General features: G+C 33.5%; 19 protein-coding genes and 6 pseudogenes. 6 read left to right on the top strand and 19 right to left on the bottom strand.

Annotated features, from left to right (window positions below; all coding sequences use genetic code 11):
* Window positions 1-6: 6 nt before the first annotated feature.
* From spoVAE to COD11_RS11395, 5 genes are all read right to left on the bottom strand, one after another.
* Window positions 7-357: a stage V sporulation protein AE gene (spoVAE, locus tag COD11_RS11415; RefSeq protein ID WP_098797046.1), complete on the bottom strand. Its 351-nt coding sequence runs from the start codon at window positions 355-357 to the stop codon at window positions 7-9.
* Window positions 354-1,370 (bottom strand): stage V sporulation protein AD, encoded by a 1,017-nt coding sequence (spoVAD, locus tag COD11_RS11410; protein WP_098797045.1) that lies wholly within the window; start codon window positions 1,368-1,370, stop codon window positions 354-356. Before spoVAD ends, spoVAE begins: the two co-directional genes overlap by 4 nt.
* The gene (gene spoVAC, locus COD11_RS11405) at window positions 1,370-1,849 is read right to left on the bottom strand and encodes a stage V sporulation protein AC (RefSeq protein ID WP_098797044.1); all 480 of its coding nucleotides are present in this window, start codon (window positions 1,847-1,849) and stop codon (window positions 1,370-1,372) included. The genes spoVAD and spoVAC overlap by 1 nt, the downstream gene beginning before the upstream one ends.
* 13 nt (window positions 1,850-1,862) lie before the next feature.
* The gene (locus tag COD11_RS11400) at window positions 1,863-2,318 is read right to left on the bottom strand and encodes a YhcN/YlaJ family sporulation lipoprotein (RefSeq protein ID WP_098797043.1); all 456 of its coding nucleotides are present in this window, start codon (window positions 2,316-2,318) and stop codon (window positions 1,863-1,865) included.
* Between the two features lie 68 nt (window positions 2,319-2,386).
* Complete coding sequence (locus tag COD11_RS11395; protein ID WP_098797042.1) at window positions 2,387-2,593, bottom strand: DUF1657 domain-containing protein; 207 nt, start codon at window positions 2,591-2,593, stop codon at window positions 2,387-2,389.
* A gap of 554 nt (window positions 2,594-3,147) precedes the next feature.
* Here COD11_RS11395 and COD11_RS11390 point away from each other — a divergent pair.
* Entirely contained in the window at window positions 3,148-3,369 is a 222-nt protein-coding gene (locus COD11_RS11390) for a hypothetical protein (RefSeq protein WP_098797041.1), read from the top strand.
* A gap of 269 nt (window positions 3,370-3,638) precedes the next feature.
* Here the strand turns inward: COD11_RS11390 and COD11_RS11385 are convergent.
* From COD11_RS11385 to COD11_RS11375, 3 genes and pseudogenes are all read right to left on the bottom strand, one after another.
* Window positions 3,639-3,959 (bottom strand): annotated as a pseudogene (locus tag COD11_RS11385) (IS110 family transposase); the annotation flags it as partial.
* A 321-nt stretch (window positions 3,960-4,280) separates the two neighbouring features.
* A complete protein-coding gene (locus COD11_RS11380; RefSeq protein WP_141549680.1) occupies window positions 4,281-4,694 on the bottom strand; it encodes a hypothetical protein in 414 nt (137 codons plus the stop codon).
* Window positions 4,695-4,738: 44 nt separating this feature from the next.
* Window positions 4,739-5,125, bottom strand: a pseudogene (locus COD11_RS11375) (IS1595 family transposase); the annotation flags it as partial.
* A 213-nt stretch (window positions 5,126-5,338) separates the two neighbouring features.
* On the opposite strand from COD11_RS11375, the gene COD11_RS11370 reads away from it, so the two are divergent.
* On the top strand, window positions 5,339-5,779 hold the full coding sequence (locus COD11_RS11370) for a cell wall hydrolase (protein WP_098797039.1): 441 nt from the start codon (window positions 5,339-5,341) through the stop codon (window positions 5,777-5,779).
* A gap of 702 nt (window positions 5,780-6,481) precedes the next feature.
* Here the strand turns inward: COD11_RS11370 and COD11_RS11365 are convergent.
* The 5 genes and pseudogenes from COD11_RS11365 to COD11_RS11350 form a co-directional block, all read right to left on the bottom strand.
* A pseudogene (locus COD11_RS11365) lies at window positions 6,482-6,649 on the bottom strand (peptidoglycan-binding domain-containing protein); the annotation flags it as partial.
* A gap of 151 nt (window positions 6,650-6,800) precedes the next feature.
* Window positions 6,801-6,872, bottom strand: a complete 72-nt coding sequence (locus COD11_RS28000; RefSeq protein ID WP_141549681.1) for a peptidoglycan-binding domain-containing protein — start codon at window positions 6,870-6,872, stop codon at window positions 6,801-6,803.
* A gap of 70 nt (window positions 6,873-6,942) precedes the next feature.
* A pseudogene (locus COD11_RS11360) lies at window positions 6,943-7,525 on the bottom strand (peptidoglycan recognition protein family protein).
* An 815-nt stretch (window positions 7,526-8,340) separates the two neighbouring features.
* Window positions 8,341-9,024, bottom strand: coding sequence for a DUF421 domain-containing protein (locus tag COD11_RS11355; RefSeq protein WP_098797037.1), 684 nt, complete (start codon window positions 9,022-9,024; stop codon window positions 8,341-8,343).
* Window positions 9,025-9,048: 24 nt separating this feature from the next.
* Window positions 9,049-9,618 (bottom strand): CBO0543 family protein, encoded by a 570-nt coding sequence (locus tag COD11_RS11350; protein WP_098797036.1) that lies wholly within the window; start codon window positions 9,616-9,618, stop codon window positions 9,049-9,051.
* Between the two features lie 619 nt (window positions 9,619-10,237).
* Between COD11_RS11350 and COD11_RS11345 the strand changes: the two are divergent.
* Window positions 10,238-10,720: pseudogene (locus COD11_RS11345) on the top strand (DUF2975 domain-containing protein).
* Between the two features lie 400 nt (window positions 10,721-11,120).
* Here COD11_RS11345 and COD11_RS11340 read toward each other — a convergent pair.
* The 4 genes from COD11_RS11340 to COD11_RS11330 all read right to left on the bottom strand — a co-directional run bounded on the left by COD11_RS11340 (window position 11,121) and on the right by COD11_RS11330 (window position 15,940).
* Window positions 11,121-12,614, bottom strand: a complete 1,494-nt coding sequence (locus tag COD11_RS11340; RefSeq protein WP_098797035.1) for a phospholipase D-like domain-containing protein — start codon at window positions 12,612-12,614, stop codon at window positions 11,121-11,123.
* Between the two features lie 985 nt (window positions 12,615-13,599).
* Window positions 13,600-13,806: an aspartyl-phosphate phosphatase Spo0E family protein gene (locus COD11_RS11335; RefSeq protein ID WP_141549679.1), complete on the bottom strand. Its 207-nt coding sequence runs from the start codon at window positions 13,804-13,806 to the stop codon at window positions 13,600-13,602.
* Window positions 13,807-13,819: 13 nt separating this feature from the next.
* A complete protein-coding gene (locus COD11_RS26500; RefSeq protein ID WP_141549678.1) occupies window positions 13,820-13,996 on the bottom strand; it encodes a Myb-like DNA-binding domain-containing protein in 177 nt (58 codons plus the stop codon).
* Window positions 13,997-14,239: 243 nt separating this feature from the next.
* Complete coding sequence (locus tag COD11_RS11330) at window positions 14,240-15,940, bottom strand: methyl-accepting chemotaxis protein (RefSeq protein WP_098797059.1); 1,701 nt, start codon at window positions 15,938-15,940, stop codon at window positions 14,240-14,242.
* A gap of 483 nt (window positions 15,941-16,423) precedes the next feature.
* On the opposite strand from COD11_RS11330, the gene COD11_RS11325 reads away from it, so the two are divergent.
* From COD11_RS11325 to COD11_RS11315, 3 genes and pseudogenes are all read left to right on the top strand, one after another.
* Window positions 16,424-17,779, top strand: coding sequence for a helix-turn-helix transcriptional regulator (locus COD11_RS11325; RefSeq protein ID WP_098797033.1), 1,356 nt, complete (start codon window positions 16,424-16,426; stop codon window positions 17,777-17,779).
* A 100-nt stretch (window positions 17,780-17,879) separates the two neighbouring features.
* Entirely contained in the window at window positions 17,880-18,119 is a 240-nt protein-coding gene (locus COD11_RS11320) for a nuclear transport factor 2 family protein (protein WP_098797032.1), read from the top strand.
* A 79-nt stretch (window positions 18,120-18,198) separates the two neighbouring features.
* Window positions 18,199-18,605 (top strand): annotated as a pseudogene (locus COD11_RS11315) (IS3 family transposase); the annotation flags it as partial.
* A 118-nt stretch (window positions 18,606-18,723) separates the two neighbouring features.
* Here the strand turns inward: COD11_RS11315 and COD11_RS11310 are convergent.
* Complete coding sequence (locus tag COD11_RS11310) at window positions 18,724-19,170, bottom strand: GNAT family N-acetyltransferase (protein ID WP_098797030.1); 447 nt, start codon at window positions 19,168-19,170, stop codon at window positions 18,724-18,726.
* A 291-nt stretch (window positions 19,171-19,461) separates the two neighbouring features.
* Window positions 19,462-19,587: a hypothetical protein gene (locus COD11_RS27485; protein WP_255301604.1), complete on the bottom strand. Its 126-nt coding sequence runs from the start codon at window positions 19,585-19,587 to the stop codon at window positions 19,462-19,464.
* Window positions 19,588-19,975 lie beyond the last annotated feature (388 nt).

Below are 19,975 nucleotides of genomic sequence, written 5' to 3'. Positions count from 1 at the left end.
TTCTCCTTATCCTTTTGGTTTAAAAATCAAGGCACCTAATACCCCAAAAATAATGGCTGCAGAAATACCAGAACTTGTTACTTCAAACATACCTGTGATGACACCAACAAGCCCATGTTGCTCTCCTTCCTGCATAGCACCATGGACAAGAGCATTGCCAAAGCTTGTAATAGGAATTGTTGCACCTGCTCCTGCAAAATCAATCAAAGGCTCATATAAATTAAAACCATCTAAAAGTGCTCCGACTACAACTAATGTACTTAATGTGTGCCCAGGAGTAAGTTTAAACACATCGAACATAATTTGACCAATCACACAAATGAGCCCACCAATCACAAATGCCCAAAAAAAGATCATGTATCAGAACCCCCTACCTCAATTGAAACAGCATGTGCAATACAAGGAATTGTTTCATTTTGTTGAAACGTTAGAGGTGATAGTAAGGCTCCAGTTGCAACAACTAACACTTTACGAAATTCTCCTTTTTTCATTCTGTTAAGAAGATGTCCATAAACAACTGATGCCGAACATCCAGCACCACTTCCCCCAGATAAAACTGGTTGTCCCTCACGATAAATCATCAACCCACAATCCTGAAATCTTTCCTCTTCGATTGAAATATTATGTTTTTTTAGTAGGTCAAGAGAAACTTCTCGACCAATATGCCCGAGATCACCCGTCACAATTAAATCATAATAAGAAGGATCAACCCCTCGCTCCTTTAAATGCACCTCAATGGTATCAACAGCTGCAGGAGCCATAGCCCCTCCCATATTAAAAGGATCTGTTAATCCCATATCAATGACTCTTCCAATTGTAGATGAAGTAACGCGTGGTCCGTCCCCTTTATTTTTTAATAATGCTACACCTGCACCTGTAACTGTCCATTGAGATGTTGGTGGTTTTTGACCACCATATTCTGTTGGGTATCTGAACTGCTTCTCTGTTGCAGCATTATGACTTGAGGCTCCTGTCATTAGACAAGTTGATCCACCATAATTGACTAGAAAAGCACCCAGCGCTAAACCTTCCATAGATGTAGAACAAGCACCAAACAAGCCTAAGTATGGGATGCCAAACGTTTTCATTGCAAAGCTTGTTGGAGTAATCTGGTTGATTAAGTCTCCCCCTAAGAAAAATTGGACTTCTTCCTGTTGAACTTCCGCTTTTTCCATTGCTCTCTGACAGGCCTCTTCTAGCATGACTTTTTGTGCCTTTTCAAAAGAGTCCTCCCTCAACCAAATATCTTCATGTAATACGTCAAAATCTTCTGGGATCTTTCCGTTTGCCTCAAATGGACCTCCTACTGTTCCTGTTGATATAATCACAGGTTCATTTTGAAACAACCACGTTCGATATCCAGATAACATTACAAGCCACCCCATTGAATCAGGATCGTTTTAATCGTGGCTATAATAAATGCTGAAAAAACTCCAAACATAATAACCGAACCTGCTAATTTAAACATATTTCCTCCCACACCTAATACGAGCCCTTCTGTTCTATGTTCAATTGCTGCAGAAATAACCGCATTTCCAAATCCAGTAACTGGAACAGCTGAACCAGCACCTCCAAATTGTGCTAATCGATCATATACTCCGAAGCCCGTTAAAAGCATTGAAATGAAGATCATGACCGCAACAGTTGGGTTACCTGCAGTTTGTTCGGTAAAATTAAAGTTATAGATAAAAAAAGTTTGGATTGCTTGTCCAATTAAACAAATCACTCCACCAACAAAAAATGCCTTAATACAATTACTGACAACAGGTCGTTTTACTTCACGTTGATCTTGAAAGGTTTGATATTCCTGCTGAACCGGTGTTAAATTTTTCTTTTTGTTATTTGACATTCCTTCACCTTCTTCATGTTTGCTCGTTTGAAAGACTCTTAATTTTCTTCAACTCATCTTCTAACTTCTTTTTACTCAATTTAGAACTCGATATTCTTTTTTCTAACTTTTCAAGCTCAAGAAAAATTTTTTTATCCGTTGATAACGTGACCTTATGATTTGGATTTTCCTTTTCAACCATTTTTGTTAATCTTTTTTCAATATCTTTTAATTGAAATCGATCCATGTGGTTTATTGCTGCATCAACGATAATTTCTTTATCTGTGTTTACTGCTTTTACATCACGAACTTCCTTTTCTTTAACAAGCAATTCCTTAACGTGATTGGATATACTCTGATCGTTTAATGTTTCTTTACTTGTTACCTTTGTTACATTTATCTTTTTTTCATTATTTAAATTGTTCGTACATCCAGTGAGTATGATGGAGATAATACCGATTGATAGAATGATTATATTTATATGTTTCAAATTGGAAACACCTCATTTTTTCTGTTCGAAAAAGGTTGGTTCATAAAAACCAACCTCTTTGAAAAGCTTTATTGCTGTTTGTATTGTGGTTCTTCCTGTTCAATCTCTTGAAGACGTGGTTCTATACTATCAATGATTGATTGTGTTTGTTGTGCTGCAGATTGATAAAGTGATTTTGCATTTTCGTTTTCAGTACCTAAAGCAAATGTTTCAAAGCTTGCTTGTGCACTTTTTAATCCAGCTAACGTCGTTTTCACTTGTTTTACAACTGTCATTTTCGATCCTCCTTTGTTAAAAACTATTACAAGAAATAGCTTGCTTAAAAAGAACACAAAACATTCATTTAATTTATGTCTTTTTTAATCACTAGATAAGCAACAAAAAAGACACGCTACCTTTGTCAGTATACGTGTCGAAAATAAATTCACATCAATTTTTTCTTAAAATGCAATCAGGGAAAATTATTGTTATGGAGCCTACCCTTAAGGATCATAAATCAATTTGTAATTGATCTATGAAAAAACTTGATAAAGGAAAGTTTATAAGAAATAATAAAAATTATATAAATTATATAAATTTTTTCCATGAACATGGATTCCATACAATGGTATTAAAAAAGTATAGAAATTGTTCTATAACGAAATATCATCACAAAATAAGGTTCAAATATAAACTTGAAAAATTGAAGTAAAGACAAATTTATAAATTTCTGTTGTCAAATAACACTGTTGGAAAAAATACAAAAAATGTAAATTAATATTTTTTATATATTAAGAATCCCTGGACATTATATTAAAGTATTTCATAATTGCTTAAAGGAGAGATTCACATGCCACAACAACAAATTGATATTAACCAGTTAAACCAAGCAAAAGCAAACGTGACTTTAACAAAAGAATTGTTAACTCAAGCCATTGAAAAGTCCTCATCTGACCAAGTTATGGCTCAAGAAGCTATAAAACAAGCAGCAAATGAAATTGCACAAGCTCAAACTGCAGTTAGCCAAGTACAAAGTGCAATCATGACTCAGCAGCAGTCACAATCTGAATAAAATATTTTCAATCCTGTAACTTGTGTTGCAGGATTTCTTATTATGTACTTGGATAGTAAAAAAGGAAAAAAGAACCCCAAATAAATAGGAGTTCTATAAAGAAATTGTCAGTTGCAATGCTTATCTTATCTATTATTCATTTTGTGCTTCTTCAGAAGGTTCTTCATCTAAATCTGGTACTTCTTCATCCATGCCAGACTTTTCATTCCCTTCTTCAGAAGGCTCTTCATCCATTCTTGGAGCCCCCATTCCATGCATGTAGCATAAAAGAGCATTCTAGCGATCCATTCTTCATCTTTTACATCCGTTTTTCGTCCAGGGACCGACTTAATATGTTGAGCATTCACTACAAGAAATTCAATATCCTCCGATTCAAGTAAGTTGACAATAGGTTTCCAGTAAACACCAGTACTTTCCATTCAACATGAGTGCACTTATGTTTCTTAATCCAGTCAATCAACTGAATTAGAGATGAAGTCTTTGTGGAGAAGAAGGTCTCAATCTCCTTCCCTTTTGGTCTTATAACGCATGCAGTAATGTTGTCTTTATGGACCATCCATCCCACAGGCTCTCTCGATGATTATATCCATTGAAAACATCCTTACACGGCAAATAATATTAGAGGCTGGTGCAACAACCAGAATAGGATTAATCTACCATGAGTGCTTCCCTGAAGGGAGCAACAATAAGTGGTGCACCTTGGTCGAAGGAGTCAGACTGCGCAAAGGGCTCAATCGCCCACAGTACATCGACCTTCCTCAGCCAGCCGTAGAATCAGTATGGACTATGTATACTTATTTTCATTCTCTGTGGTGTATCTCGGGTTTTAAAATACATGGTTGACTGCGCAGCAAATGACTTTATATTATTTCTTCTTGTTCAATATAGGAACCTTTTTATCCTTAATAAATTTAATGTGCCATGGAAGAAAAAGAAAAAACATTATTACATAAAAAGGCGTTGAATACCAAATTTCCCAACCCTTTTGTTTTAGGAAACCAACGTTTGACTAAAAGATACTCGGTAATCAAAGAACCGACAGTGAATATGGTTGCAACAACCCATTTTGAATTAGAAGAAGTATAATAATTACAATAAATTACACTAATACATGCAGGCGCAATGGCAAACATTATTGTATCTGGAATACTACCTATTGAGGGTTTTCCTGAATCAAGTACGTCCAGTTGAATAAAAGAGACAATGTTTCCTAACCAAGCAAGGAATCCTACTACACCAAAAGTTGTATACCATTCTTTCCAAGAAAGGTGTTTCTTTAACAAAAGGGAAAGAGGTATTAAAATTACACCAGCAAGATACACCATCCATGCACCTTCAGGTGTCAAGTCTAAAACGTTCTATATTTAATCAAATAATGGTCAAGGAATTTTGTTGCCACACCATTAAAACATTGCTGCCAACTTTTAAACCGCTGTGATAGTTATTGACGGTTTGGATATGATACAATCCTTTTACACGTTCTGTACCATCTACTGACTTAAAGCGTTAATGCTCTTTGCTGTTTCATAGTAGAAAAAGCTCTCCAAGCATCGGTACAATGAGTGTTGTCCTATGATAGTTTAGAACCAACAGCCTTATCTAATTGAGTTTTAACAATTCTGCCTCTACCAAGTACACATAGAAAATATGTTGCCTTTTGACGGTCTATTGCGATTAAAACGAAAACCTATTTGAGACTAATGCCACAAAATTTTGACGAGCCATCACGTTTGCGAGGTTTACGCCCTTCAATATTTAAATCAAGCTCAGGCATACTACCACATCCATTCCGTCTGTAGAAATATTTTATGTACTAATATATTTTTTATTCAAAAGGAAAGCAGTCATTAATAGTGTCATAACTTACAATAACGCATGAGGATCCTAATACTGATAGACTCCCCTAATGTAATCACTTGACATTTTTGCAGACTGTTTTTAATACAATTATTGGTAGAGGTGATTATAAGTGACAAGAGTAAAACATACCAACAATGACGTTGATTTAATAGCTAGGATGATACATGCAGAGGCCGTCGGTGAAGGGCGACTAGGAATGCTCATGGTTGGGAATGTCATTGTGAATCGAGCAGTAGCTGATTGTTTAGATTTTAAGGATGTAAGAACCATACGAGATGTGATTTTTCAGGTTCAAGGTGGAAATTACTCTTTTGAAGCAGTACAAAAAGGTAGTTTATTTTACAGACCAGCAAGAAATGTAGAAAGAAAATTGGCTCGAGAAGTAATAAAGTATTGGAGACAACATCCTTCTAAGTATGCTCTTTGGTATTTTAATCCGTATGGTTCGTGTCCACCTACATGGTATAATCAACCATTTGCGGGACAATATAAACAACATTGTTATTATGAGCCACAGGCTAATACATGCTATAGTGTTTATAGGTATTAAAAAAGAAAGCTTGCTGACAGGTTATTACCTGATATTCAATAACGTGGCATTTAATAAAAGCTATACAATTCAAATCAAATAACTTGAGTTTTTTATTGGGTTAAATCTTTTTCTACTGAGATTACATTGTAATTTATATCGATAATTTGTTATCGTCCTTTTAGCTTACTCTAGCTAAGAGGACGATATAAAACTTAGTTCACCTTAATTGATGATTGATCAGAAAACCTTTATTGTGTCGTCTCGGTTCCTCTAAGTATTCAAGGACCCATCATTAAAAAATTAGTAATAATAAATTTAAGATTTAAATATATAGCCCTACCAAATTTATAATTAATCATAAGTCTTTAATGGCTAACTTTAAAACTTTGAGTTAAAATAGACCAATGATCTACTATTTTGAGACTGTAAATAACAGTTTAATTGCACATATTATAAAGAATAACATAGCAGATAACACAGTTCCCATTTTTCCGAAAACCTCTAAAGAGGGAATCTGACTATGAATTTGGTCTGATGGAATAAACCATGCACAGTCTGAACAAATAAAAATTAAGGTTATAGGTATCAAGTTTTTAATTATCCCCACCTCCTAAAAAAGTTTTCATTATACAATATGGTTTATCCTCACACTCGTTACGGTAAAAATGCCAACAAGAGAATCCTCTTCTTGGCATTTTTAGATATTAGATTAGATATTATTTAACCATTTCCCTCCAGTTCCATTTCTATATACTGTCGCGTATTTGAACCATAAATACCGTCGTTTGCTAAAGCAGCATACATTGATTGAAATCTTCTTACGGAATCTTCAGTTAAAGGTCTGTAAATTCCATCAATGTATTTTGGATCAAAATTTATTTCTTTTAAAGCTCTTTGTAATTACTCCACCTTAGGCCCTTCATCTCCCCTTGATAAAATACCATTTGGTAAAGGAAAGTCATTTATACTTCGACTTGATGAAGTTACCTCTTTTAACTTATTTAATGTATTTGGTCCAACAAGTCCATCGAGAAGCAAATCATATTTTTTTCTGAAACCTCATTACTGCTCGTTTAGTTTCTGATCCATATATGCCATCTGCGCCGTACATTAGAAACCAATTCTAGCTTTAATTAGATCCTTTTGTATGTCTCTAACAAAAGGACCCTCATCACCTATATTTAATGGTAATTCGACAGATTCCCCCTTAACAACACGTTCAGGAATATCTTTACTTTAAAATACTTCTCAGTCGCCTGTACCACATCATCAATAAATTGATCCCATGAGATTCCGTACCTATTAAGAGCATTTTGCGAATCTGTTCTTCTTGAGGGGTCTAATGAACTGTGAGCAATGATGTCTGTTCTAGGATTAAGGTTGTATTTATCAACTAAGTAGGCATGGGTACCACACATATCTCCTGTAAGCCTCCCAAAAGGCTATGTCCCCTCTATATGTTAGTTCAACTCCAATTGCAGCATCATTTTCGTCCTCACCCTATAATGAATCATCTTTCTCTACTCCATATAGAACATGCCATGCCTTTTCATCTGTAGGAATTATCTCTAAGATGTACTTATCATCGATAAACGTGTGAGCAGTTGCAGACGGTTGAATTCTGTCGAAATAATTTCGATTTGCATAAGCACTTGCACCAGGATTTCCAGTGTCATGACTCACTATAAACTTAACATCGTTTATCTTTTCACCAGAGCGCAAATTACCATGGCTTATAAAATCTCTTGTAATATCATATTTCAAACATATCTCTCCCCCATATTGACATCATTTATATGTATATGAGTGGATCTTAGAAAATTGCAGTTACCTATATAAATTTTACATATTAATTAAAGTGTACTTTTTGATTCATTTTTAAGAACACCTATTCAAATTTAAACAGAACTTTTTACACACAAATTGGTTTATTGTAGTGTAGAAGGAGTGTATTACTTTCGCGATCTGTTTTTTACATTCATTTAAGTCAAAAGGTTAGGGAGTGACTGTATTCTTGAACAAAAACAACTCCATTAAACTTCATCTAAATTTTTCTTTTTAATGCACCTATTACAACTTAATACGTTTTTAAATAATAATTGTTTCAATATATCACAAATCAATGAACTTTATTTCTTTTTTTGATATAAAAGGTCATCTATAATCTGTTTATCATTTACAACTTTTTTATCTCCAGTGCTTCCATCAATAATTTCTATTTTGTTACATCTTCAATGTCTCTCTGGTAAAAATCATTTAAAGTTAATGTTCTGACGCACATGCTGCTATAAAACAAACACAGGTAATGATATAAATAAACCTTTTCAAAGAATCCTCCCCTTGCATATATTAATTTTACCATAATAATCAATATACCCCTGTTACACTATATGTTTTTTAGCACAAAAAAATAAGATCGCCTTAATGATCTTATTTTTAACTATTGCTCCCGATTGTGGAAGACCAAAGTAACAAACACCTTATCAGATAAAATCTTAAAACGGATTCTCTGGCCATCTTATTATTAAATACACATTATATTCACCAAGAAAATTGATATGCTCCTATCCTAACAAATTTTATTTGGGACTTATATGTATGCCATCACTTTCTCGCCAATCTGCGTAAAGTATACGCTTTATATTATCATATCCATTGATAGTTAATTGGTTATCTAACCACTGTTGATCAAGTCCAAGTTCATGTAAATTATCTGATAAAATTTCCCCATCTATAATTAACGATATTGGAAGTTCTACTGGACTTTCTGGAAGATTGAGATCTTGCTTATCAAGTTTTTGATACTTGGATTTTAATAATATACTTATTTGTCCATTAGCTTCCAATATACCGTATTTGACTTCGCGAACTGAAAAAACATTATTTTGTCGAAGTATACTCAATACTTGATTTACATCCAATTTGTTCTTTGTAAGTAACTTTCTGTCCATAACACCTTCTCGAATGATGATGTTAGGATCGCCTAATAAGAGAGAACGTGTCGATTTATTTTTTAGAGTCAAAAACTCTATTCCCAACATAAGAAGCGTCCACAATCCGATGGCATATAAAAAATGAAAAGTCCTTACCTTATCTTCATAAATGGTATTCCCTAAAAAATCTCCAAGTACTAACACAAAAACTAAGTGAAACGGGGTTAACTGATAGATGGATGTTCTTCCTGTTACGATAATGATAAAAAATAAGGTGACAAAACCTACGATGGTTTTAATCGTGAGTAAACCAATATTAACTTCTTCCAAAGTTTTTTTCCTCCAATATAAATTTTACTTAATTGTAAGATCTTGAGTTTGAGATAGTTTTTGTATTAAAGCTCGAATTCCAATTCCAACGATGATGTAATATATGAATGAATAACTGTATCTCCACTCTAAATAATAAACAAGTTTTACCCACTCGCAAAAAGGTTCACCAATAAAGGCGTATGTTAGTGCCATAATGATTAAGGAGGTTATAAAAAATTTCCATGTTCTAAAATATTGATATAATAACATGTAAGCTACAGGTATCATTGAAAAATCAAAAGGAAAGGCCCTAGGAATAATAGGTAGGAATGCAATTGGATAATCCCAAAACCTATATTGTAAACCAACTACATCTAATAAGGTTGTTGTTATAATAATTATGGTACCAAACAACAAAATTTCTAAAATCTTGTCTCGCTTAACAAGTTTAGCCCATATTACCCAAGGTACAACTAAAAAACAGACTAATATCCACCATTCCCAAGTTAAAAACTCATTCTTTAGCCAATCATTTAATTCTAAAAGGTACAGTTTATCTTCTAAAAAACGTATTTCATTAAAATTTTCAAATATATTATCTATTGATATCACCCCTATTTTAAAATTAAAAGGTAACAGATATTTTTGAATTCAAACTTTTTGACTTACCTTTTTAGTATTACCTTTTTTTAGTAATAAATTTCCATCGTAAGAAAAAACCCATGCTAGAATTACTTCTAACCCGTTCGGATGAGAGGGAGAAACCAATAAATTGCAAGGTGATTTGCGGTACAATTTGCATAGCATTTTGTATCGCTTTTTTTATTGACATACCAATGGTTTTGGTTTTTTTCACATGATTTTGCGTACTAATTTGCAGGCCAATTTACTCTACCCCATAAATTTACGTGCTGTAGCAAATTGGGCTGCATTTGGTTTGCAAATTAGCCGGAAGAGTCGTTATTGCATTCGGCTTATGATAAGTTGGTGTTTACAGGCTATTCTGAATAATTAAATGCCCGTGATGTTTCATTAAAGGCAGGTAAGCGGTAGGAGTTATAATTTTAACTTTTTAAAGGGGTGTTTCTTTGAAATGAGAAAGCCTCAATATTTTCATCATCGGAATCAAATTATAACAATAACAATATAACGGAATACAAAAAATATTTATTGTAAATCAATAAATCCTATGTTAAAGTGATTTTATCACTAAATCAGCGGGGTGCTTTAAATGAAAGCTAAACTAGGTTCAACTTTTTTCTTAAAGGTCATTGCTTTTCTTATTGGAATTGCGGTGCTGGCGTTGTGTATATATTGGTTGCCTGGAGCAGCCAGAAGAGATGCGATAGAGCGACCGGGTGATTATTCGCTATATCCACTTTTGGCATGTGCATATGGAATATGTATAACGTTGTCTGTAGTGTTGTAACAAGTATTTAAACTTTTAACCTATATCGAAAAGAACAATGCTTGCTCTGAGTTATCTCTTCAATCTTTGAAGGTAATAAAAAAATGTGCTTTTACTTTCATTTTCTTCATTTTAATAGCAATAGTTTATTTAAGGGTGCTTGCTCAATTCACAGGTGATGACCCCGCAGGTCCGATATCACTAGGTCTAATGGGTATTTTAGCAACAAGCGTCTTCGTAGCTTTTGTGAACGTTCTTCAAAAACCTTTAAAGAACGTCTTGGATGAGCAACCAAAAAACGATTAACATTTTGAAAAAATAATGAGAAGTGTTTTGATGAAGATATCAACCACATTGATTTTATAAATAGCTGTTTTTATTATGGGACTACCAGTTCTTGTATGTTTATATTTTTCTAACGGGGCTTTAATTGAATAACCCATTAAAAAGAGGCACTGCAATCATATGGCAGCGCCTCTTTTTTGTACAATTTCGCATTCATTTTCCACTTCAAAACAGCCTGCAAAAGGCGTTGTTTTTTCACCTGCAAAAACAACTGCAAATGTTTTTTCTCCCTCTCAACCGAACGGGTTAGAATTACTTCTAACATGTTTTGATTTTTTCAAATAAATCAGAAGCATTTTACAGCAACAAAATTTTTAAAATCTAGATTTAAGATAGAACAATAAAAAAAGGATATTTCAACTTATAATAATGGAGAAAGCAGACGAGCACCCTGTTCAACAATGCGCTCGGTCAAGGATCGTTGTAGCAAGTCTTCGATTCTTAAGGGGAAAGAATCAGTAAGATCACGCTCGAATTGCTGTGTAAGTTCCCTCGCCACATCAGCACTGTACAAGACTTGACACACCTCATAATTCAGACGAAAACTTCTCAAATCATAGTTTACTGAGCCTACTTCTGCAATTTCCTCATCAATGATCATCAGCTTCGCATGCAACATCCCTTTGTCGTACTGATAGATATGGACTCCAGCTTCTATAAGTTCTCCGTAATAGGTACGACTTGCAAAGCCCACGATTTTTTGATCAACATGGCGAGGAACCAGTAATCTTACGCGCACACCACGAGCCACAGCTATCTTTAATGCCATGATAATATCCGTTTCCGGTACAAAGTAGGGTGTTGTTATATCGATAGTCTTGATCGCCTGTGTTATGCATATAAAGTAAGCTTGCCGAATAACTGGGGTAGGAATTCCAGGGTTTCCTTCTAACGTATGGATGTACGCTTTTTGTAATGTCCCTGTCCTTGGGGATATGTCCATCTCATTACCATCTAAGGTGCTCAACTCTGATCCCCATTCAGCTGACCATCTGGAAAAATCTACTCTGCCGATTGGATTAATTTTCGTTTCCTCAGATTTTGTTTTCTGATTTGTTTTCGACTTTATCCGGTCCGGCACAGCGATATTCCAATGAACGTCAAAGACAGTCTGCAAATCGACTGATGCTTCTCCTATGATTTGCAAATGAGTATCCCGCCAGAAGCCAACGTCAGGCTTCAATCCTGTATATTCATATCCTACGTTCATGCCACCAGTAAAGGCTTTCTTTCCGTCGACGGTGACAATCTTACAATGATCCCTATAATTCCAATTTGACAAAATCCAGGGAAAGCGTAATGGAAATATGGTCCGGCATTCTATCCCTGCTTCCACCATCTGAAGGATTTTTTGACGAGGAAATTTTTTACTCCCCCAACCATCTCTCATAAAACGAACCCGGACTCCGTTTACTGCTTTTTCGATCAGCAATTCTGTGATACGATTACCAATTTGGTCATTCCGATAGATGAAATATTCCATATCAATGGTTTTTTGGGCTTTTTGTAGGGATTCGATGAGTTGTTCATATTTTGCTATTCCATTGTTAAGTACTTGGACTTGGCCGACTTGAAGCCCATGTACAGTGAAATGTCGTAAAGCATCGGCGATTACCGATGCTGAATCACTATATGTATCAGGTAATTTGTCAGACTCATTTTGAGAAGAGGTCAATCTTTTCCGATGAATAAGCTTAGGATTTGATATGCTAAGATATAGCCAGAAACCAATGACAGGTAAAATAAGGACGATTATTATCCAATTCAAAGCCTTGGCAGGCCGACGAACTTCCCAAATTGCTATAAATAACATAAAGAGTGCATTTAATAGATATAGACCAAAAATCCATTCCAACTGAAATCCCTCCCTTGTATTACTCTTAACATGTACAAACTGTGTAGGGAGTATACTTTTGGAATACGAAGGATTTGTTTAGATATACATTACAGGCTCACCTTTGGGTGAACGATTATAAGTCGGGAAAACCTTAATGGACTTTCAATTTTATGCACGTGACTGGCTTGTTCCTTATGAAGAGGAGGAGTAAGCAGAGACATTCAGTATTCAGGAAGCTATTAGGCGTGCCATCCAAAATAATGCAGAAATAAAATAAGCTGAGACAGCCCATTCATCTTATTATAGATACAAACACATGAATTTTGATTTGAGGACGCACGCATGATGGAACCAAAAATTACGTGACAAAAAAGTTTTTTACTAAATCCCTTTATTCAACTATATGGCCTTTTACATAAAAAAGACACGAATGTTACACATTCGCGCTTCGATTGCGGAAGATCATTATTATATTAAAGCACCCGTTCAAGAAAAAAAGGGATTAATTAATAATATCTATCTCTTTGACTTTAAAGCCATTTGGGTCCCAATGATTTTCCACTGTTTTATCTATCAAGGTTACTTTTACTCTTGACCCACTTCAAAATCCGATTTATCAATCATAATTTATTATTAGGTATATATTACCACCATAAAAACCCTTTATCATTAATTAACTCGTAAGTAGTTGTTTGGTCTTACATAATTTCATTAGTCTAATGGTATTAGCAAAACGAGTACACATTGTTTCACTAAAGTTATTAAGGAATTAAGCTTCCCTTACAAAGAACGTTTGTATATATAATTTAATTTCCCAACATTAATGCCTGTTTTTTCAATAGTTTGAATGGAGTATTTTAAACAACTGTATTATTTTTAAACGAATTTATAGAATTAAAACAACTTTATCGCCACTCAACATTTGGTGCATTTTATACACCAATGGTATACACGCTTCGCTCTCTTTAGAAAAATATATAAAAAAGAGCAAGAATATAAATCCTCACCCTAATTTAGACTTCCTAAGACAAACACTGTTGTCACAAGAACTTTTTAATGTACTTTTTTGAAATGCAACAATCAATCTATCTAATTTTTGACTAAGCTTTACTGTTCTTTCATTTTGTAAGCCATATTTTACAACAGCTTGTATCATTTCTTCTCGTACTAATTCTATGTTGTTTGACAGTTGTTCCTTAGTATTCTCCATATCAATTCTCCTTTTAGTGTGAAACAGCATACATGTCTAGATATTTAATTTTTCTGTACCTTTTTTCAACACTTAAAGGAGACCTATCCAAAATATCAGCTATTTCTCTATACTTTTTACCTTTATTTCGTAAATTGATTAATTTAAAATCTTCTTTTGTTGTCCAATGTTTATAGGTTCTCATTTTCATCTCTTTTATTAACCTCCATAGTTAATAAACTATCTGTATACTAAAAAATTATCATTTAGCAATTAACAGCTTTATCAAATAGTGTTATTCCATCTGATCAAGGGAATTTTTAGTCTTGCACTTCAAAATCATCGATAGTTATTAAAGAATTACCCTCATATTAAACACGAATATAGACTATGAGGGATATTCTTCCTTGCCCCTCTTTATTTTAAAGTTAATCCATTTCTTAAGTTGCTATATTTAACCTGTTCTAATTTTGAATTTGCTTACAGTATTTTTTAATTCAGTTGCTATTTTTGATAAGCTTGTAGCAGAATCAGATATTTCCTCCACTGAAGCTAATTGTTCTTCTGCGGATGCAGCTACACTTTGGCTGTGCATAGAGGAATCTCTTGAAATAGTTGTTATGCCTGTTACAGTTGCAGATACTTCTTGTGTACTAGCTGACATTTGTTGAGCAGTTGCAGCCATTTCATCAACCTGTTTCCCCATTGCATCCATTGATTTTAAAATTCCATCGAAACTTGATTGTGTCTTAGAAACAATACCTAATCCATTTTGTACTTCTTGTTTGACTTGCTCCATTGAGTTGTTAGAATGAGTCATATCATTCTGTATTTGTACAATTAATTCAGAGATTTGTTTAGATGAACTTTGAGACTGTTCAGCTAGTTTTCTAACTTCATCAGCCACTACAGCAAATCCCTTTCCATGTTCCCCTGCACGTGCCGCTTCAATTGTAGCGTTTAAGGCTAATAGGTTTGTCTGATTAGCTATATCTGTTATTGCATTCGTAATATCACCAATTTGCTTTGATCTTTCATCCAACAATTTAATAACATGACTGGTTTCATTAACTGAAGAATGGATAGTGTTCATTTGTTCAGCGGTTTCTTGAACATATACTCCACCTTGTTTTGCACGATCACTAGCTTCCACGCCAGACTCTGCCAGTAATGAAGAACTATCAGCAATGTTTGCAATCCCTATGGATAATTCCTCAAGAGCGCGAGCACTTTCTTCAACACTTTGTGTTTGAGATTCTGATCCATTTGCAATTTGTTGGATTGCATCTGTAATATGTTCTGTGGCCTTACTAGTTTGTTCAGCTCCAGCAGTTAATTCCTCTGAAGAAGAAGCAACTAGTTCTGAAGATTTCATAACATTTTGGATCAAATGACTTAGGTTTTCCTTCATATTATTAAAACTTTTTGAAAGATCACTTAGTTCATCACCAGTTTCATCAATAATAGTTGTAGTAAAGTCACCGTAACCTGCATTTTCTAATGCTGTTGAAATAGTAGTAAGTCGTTTTGTTAATCCTCGTGTAAACCATAAAACAATGAAAGTAGCAATTAAAATGATGGAAATCACTAAAATTAGAAATATTGTTAAAAACGAGGACAATATATCATCTATAATTGTTTGTGGCGCTCCTACATAGAGAATACCAATTGCCACTCCATTTTTATCTTTAATTGGCATATAAGCGGTTTGATAGGTTTTCCCAGCCACAGTTGCTTGACCATAATAGTTATTGCCTTCTTTTAGCACAGCATCTGCAACTTGATGTGACACTTTTGTACCAACAGCTCTATCTCCATTAACTTTCACATTAGTTGCGATTCGTGTATCTCCTTGGAATATTGTTACAGTATCCCCAGTATCTTGCCCTATTTTATCAACGGCTTCATAGTTATCATTGAATGAAACATCACCTTTAAATAATTTTCCGTTATCAATATGCCACTCACCTGGATACTTGTTGTTAATATAACGTTCACTTAAAGCAAGGTCCCCTTTTGCTTTTTCAATTGCAAATGTTTTTATACCATCTGTAACTTCCCGAACAACTACAACGCCTATAACAATAGAAAGTAACAGGACAATACCGAAAACAATAAGGTTTATTTTAGCCCCTAATTTTAACTTCAATTTCATCCTCTTAAACATGCCTTTCCCTCTTTCCGTCTTTTATAAGTGCTTACAATACAAGCTCAATAAGTCTTCTGTCTTCTGATAATTAAGATCCCAACAAAAAAAACACTTTCTTACTAGACGTATCCCGTTCTAGAAAGGAAGTGTTTTAGTGTTTTAGCAGGTACGCTACTAAAATTCCTAATTCTCCTTAATAATAAGTAAAGTCAATGTTAATAAGCGACAGGTTCACTGCTCTACATCAGACATTAGACCTTACAATTAAAGTGACTTTCGAACTACCTCTTTGAATTATAGATTAAATTATAGCACCAACAAATAAAATTTCAATGATATTTTTGTAAAAAAATACAAAAAAATTCATTTATTCTTATAAATAGAGTAATTCTTAACGCAAAAACACACTAAGATTACGATTATTATCATAGACATAGTAAAATAGTAATGATATTTACTTTGATCAGGAAATGAAAAAGGAGAATTTATATGAGCAATCAAATACCTAGACATAACAACATCGGAGAAAGAATAAGAGCAAAAAGAAAAGAAATAGGTATGACCTTAGGAGAATTAGCTAAGGGAATTTGTTCTGTTGGCAAGTTAAGTAATATAGAAAACGGGAATATTCCTGTATCTAATCAGGACTTAAAGCAGTTTAGTGAAAAACTAAATACACCCATCAGTTACTTTTCTGATCCGAACATTCATGAAAGGTTAAGAGAAATTGACTATCAAATACAAAAAATTAAAGATTTAATTGGTCTAAAACAATGGCATTATGTAGAAAAAGAACTCTCAACTTTTAAGATCAAAATTGATACATATCAAATTAAAAGTAGAGATATTGATTATCAATTCCTTAATGGAATCTATAATTTAAGAAAAAATAATAATAAAAAAGCAGAAGAATACTTATTAAAAGTAATTAATTTGGAAGAAAACAATAATTACAATTTACGCTTGAAATTAAAAGCATATAATGCGATCGCAAGTATTTGGTTTGATGAAAAAAGGATATCTAAGAGTTTAAACTTTCTTGACAGAGCTTTGGCTCTCTCAAATGAAAGTCCTACCATTACAAAGGAAGAAAGAGATAACATATATTTTAATCTATCTATCCTTTATCTCTATATTGGATCCTATTCAAAAGCTCTAAAGAGTATAAATAATGTCCATCATCACTTAATTTATCCTCTTGAAACAGAATATATTAATTTACTTATTAGATATCTAGAGAATATAAAAATTGGGGATATTAGAGAAGAATTGCTCTTATTAAGAGAAAAACTTCATCTAAAAAACGATAAAGAGGGAATTTTTAGAGGCTGGGCTTTAACTATTTATACTATTATGACTTCTTATCCAGGAGCAGAATTAGTTACTAAATTAAAAGAAATATTTTGGATTGATGCTGAAATGGTTTTTCAAATGGATGAATTTAAAGAAACTAGTTTATCTATATACCAATTAGGAATCTATGTTTTATTAGAAAACAGCCCTGATATTCAATTTATCAAAAAATTAATTAATAAATCAAAAACTATTCTTATTGATATAGACTGTAAAATAATTCGCTCTAGAAACTTTTACTTAGAAGGAAAATTTTATAAAAACCTATTGAATGATACCAATAAAGCTCTTTCTCTATTTTACAATGCTTTGGATCTTTTGGAAAATGACTATGAAGGTCTTTTAAAAGCCGATATTCTTTATGAAATCAGTAGAATTAAGGCAATAGAAAGCGAGGCAATGACAGCACTTGAATTATACCACGGTCATTTAGAGAGTCAGTTTTTATTCACTCACTTTCATGAGTTAACTTTACCTTCGTTTAAATTTTAAAATAGTTAATTTTAATAATTAGAAATAAATGGTCATGAAGGTTAGTCATCTTATATGACTATACGAAGTGGAGAGAATCACATGTTAGAAAATAAAACAAATGAATCAACGTATTCAGCAACTTGAAGACATCGAGGCCATTTGGAAAATACAAGCAACTTACGGACACTATGTAGATAAGGGGTGGTATTGCAAGGAAATCTATTTTAAAGAACTTTCATCTTTATTCACAGAAGATGCTACGTGGGAAAGCAGCAATGAAATTGTAGAAATGTTGAAGGAGAGTACAGCAACCGTTGAACTTGGAATGCATAGCTTTACGAACCGATTATTGATATAGATGACGATACGCCAACGGGGAAATAACTTTTGTGGGTCGGTGTTAAAGGCGAAGTTGTTATATCAAAGTGAGGATGTCAAAGGACAATTTAACAGCTGAACAAAAGGAACTAGCTGAACTTAGAAAGCGAAATAAGCAATTAGAAATGGAGAATGACATTTTAAAGCAAGCCGCGCTGATACTAGGACGACAGTAAATGTGATTAAGAATAACCAGCACAAATACTCGATATCAGCAATGTGCAAAGCCCTACAAATACCTAGAAGTACTTATTACTATGAAGCAAAAGAGCGTCAGGCTGAAGATGACTTCAGTTCAGATATTGTTGAGATTTTTCACGAGAGTTTTCAAAACTATGGGACTCGTAAAATTAAAAAGGAACTAGCAAAACGTGGGAAGGTTGTTTCTAGACGTCGAATCGGACGAATAATGAAAGCACAAGGCCTAGTGTCTTCCTATACTCTAGCACAATTCAAGCCACATTCCTTCACAATCTCCATTTCTTTCTAATTAATCTTAAACTAGCCCTTAACATGGCATACTTATCTTTATTCAAGATAAGCGCTTTGATTGTGGAAGATCGTACTGTAACTAAAGAACACTGTTAGTTGATTAATTTCTTTTCAAGAATTATTTTATGTAATCCTTTTTCGTCAGTATAAGTATCAATGACATCAAATCCATTTTTTATATTCAAGACTAACATATTACGCCATTTATTCATTGTTTTTGTTTGAACAATACTATAACCATTTTCCTTTAAATATTGATGTTGTCTTTCCATTAACTCAGAAGCAATACCATGTTTTCTGTAATAAGTATCCACCCCACCTAACCAACTATAATATTTATTATTATCAAGTTCATATCCAATCTTATATCCAATAACTTTGGTATCATTCATTGCAATAATCACCAATAATTTAGGTTTATTTACCATTTTGTTAATCAAATCATCAGAAGTCGCAAAAATAACTTTATGCAATTCTATAATTCCATTTAAAACATCTTTATTTGGGATTGAATTAAAAATGAAGTAATCAATTTTCAAATGCCTTCCTCCTTAGTATCTTAGCAATATGAATAATATTTCGTTTATTATTTTGATAGTCCTTCTTAAACATTAACTATATTTCTTCACAATCTTTTAACTGTTGCTCCACGATCTGTCCATATAAATGAAAAAGAGCGACATCCTTATTCAAGAATGGCGCTTTTATTGTTGAAGATAGTAAATTGGGTTAAACGCTTAATTAAAACCTGAGGTGAGTAGATCATGTAATAGATGATCTACTCACCTCATTATTAGGTTTATTGTGTCTATAATCTATTAATTTGATTGCTAGATGATCTTTTTCCCTTTACTGTTTACTAAATCTGGGTTAACATCAAACGTTAAAGTATCTTTTTCAACAAACTTTTGGTTGTTTATATCTCCGTTATACGGACCTGTATCTTGTTCCCCCATTCGCGGTGGCTCGTCTATTGTTATCGTATGGTTTCAGATTTACTAATGGTTTGCATCCATTTGCTTTATCCGGATACTTGAATGTAAACACGATAAAATAGAAATGGTAAGTTGATAAGCCATTACCTGCATGAATTTAACAAAAATAGCAATAAGAATAAAGTATGGAGTTAATCACAGATTGATGAGTGATTGTGATTATTATTGATTCACATCACCTCTAATGTCAGTAAAAGCAAAAGGCTTCTCAAAAGTTTAACCAATTAATGAGAAGTCTTTTTTACATATCTAATGATATTATTTTGTTAGCAGATTGCATATGAACCCTTATACATCAAGGGTTTGAACGGTCATCACATCATACCGCCCGTAAGGTGAGGTGTGTAAT

Origin of the sequence: Bacillus sp. AFS040349 (genome assembly GCF_002577655.1) — a bacterium.
Taxonomy (GTDB): domain Bacteria; phylum Bacillota; class Bacilli; order Bacillales; family Bacillaceae; genus Metabacillus.
The sequence above is the reverse complement of the archived record's forward strand: the minus strand, read 5'-3'. Positions and strand labels throughout refer to the sequence as shown.

What these genes read in the sequence shown, in the direction of transcription:
- spoVAE (WP_098797046.1), bottom strand. Translation starts at nt 357, where the DNA reads ATGATCTTTTTTTGGGCATTTGTGATTGGTGGGCTCATTTGTGTGATT.
- spoVAD (WP_098797045.1), bottom strand. Translation starts at nt 1,370, where the DNA reads ATGTTATCTGGATATCGAACGTGGTTGTTTCAAAATGAACCTGTGATT.
- spoVAC (WP_098797044.1), bottom strand. Translation starts at nt 1,849, where the DNA reads ATGTCAAATAACAAAAAGAAAAATTTAACACCGGTTCAGCAGGAATAT.
- COD11_RS11395 (WP_098797042.1), bottom strand. Translation starts at nt 2,593, where the DNA reads ATGACAGTTGTAAAACAAGTGAAAACGACGTTAGCTGGATTAAAAAGT.
- COD11_RS11390 (WP_098797041.1), top strand. Translation starts at nt 3,148, where the DNA reads ATGCCACAACAACAAATTGATATTAACCAGTTAAACCAAGCAAAAGCA.
- COD11_RS11380 (WP_141549680.1), bottom strand. Translation starts at nt 4,694, where the DNA reads ATGGTGTATCTTGCTGGTGTAATTTTAATACCTCTTTCCCTTTTGTTA.
- COD11_RS11335 (WP_141549679.1), bottom strand. Translation starts at nt 13,806, where the DNA reads ATGGAGAATACTAAGGAACAACTGTCAAACAACATAGAATTAGTACGA.
- COD11_RS26500 (WP_141549678.1), bottom strand. Translation starts at nt 13,996, where the DNA reads ATGAAAATGAGAACCTATAAACATTGGACAACAAAAGAAGATTTTAAA.
- COD11_RS11330 (WP_098797059.1), bottom strand. Translation starts at nt 15,940, where the DNA reads ATGAAATTGAAGTTAAAATTAGGGGCTAAAATAAACCTTATTGTTTTC.
- COD11_RS11325 (WP_098797033.1), top strand. Translation starts at nt 16,424, where the DNA reads ATGAGCAATCAAATACCTAGACATAACAACATCGGAGAAAGAATAAGA.
- COD11_RS11320 (WP_098797032.1), top strand. Translation starts at nt 17,880, where the DNA reads ATGAATCAACGTATTCAGCAACTTGAAGACATCGAGGCCATTTGGAAA.
- COD11_RS27485 (WP_255301604.1), bottom strand. Translation starts at nt 19,587, where the DNA reads ATGGGGGAACAAGATACAGGTCCGTATAACGGAGATATAAACAACCAA.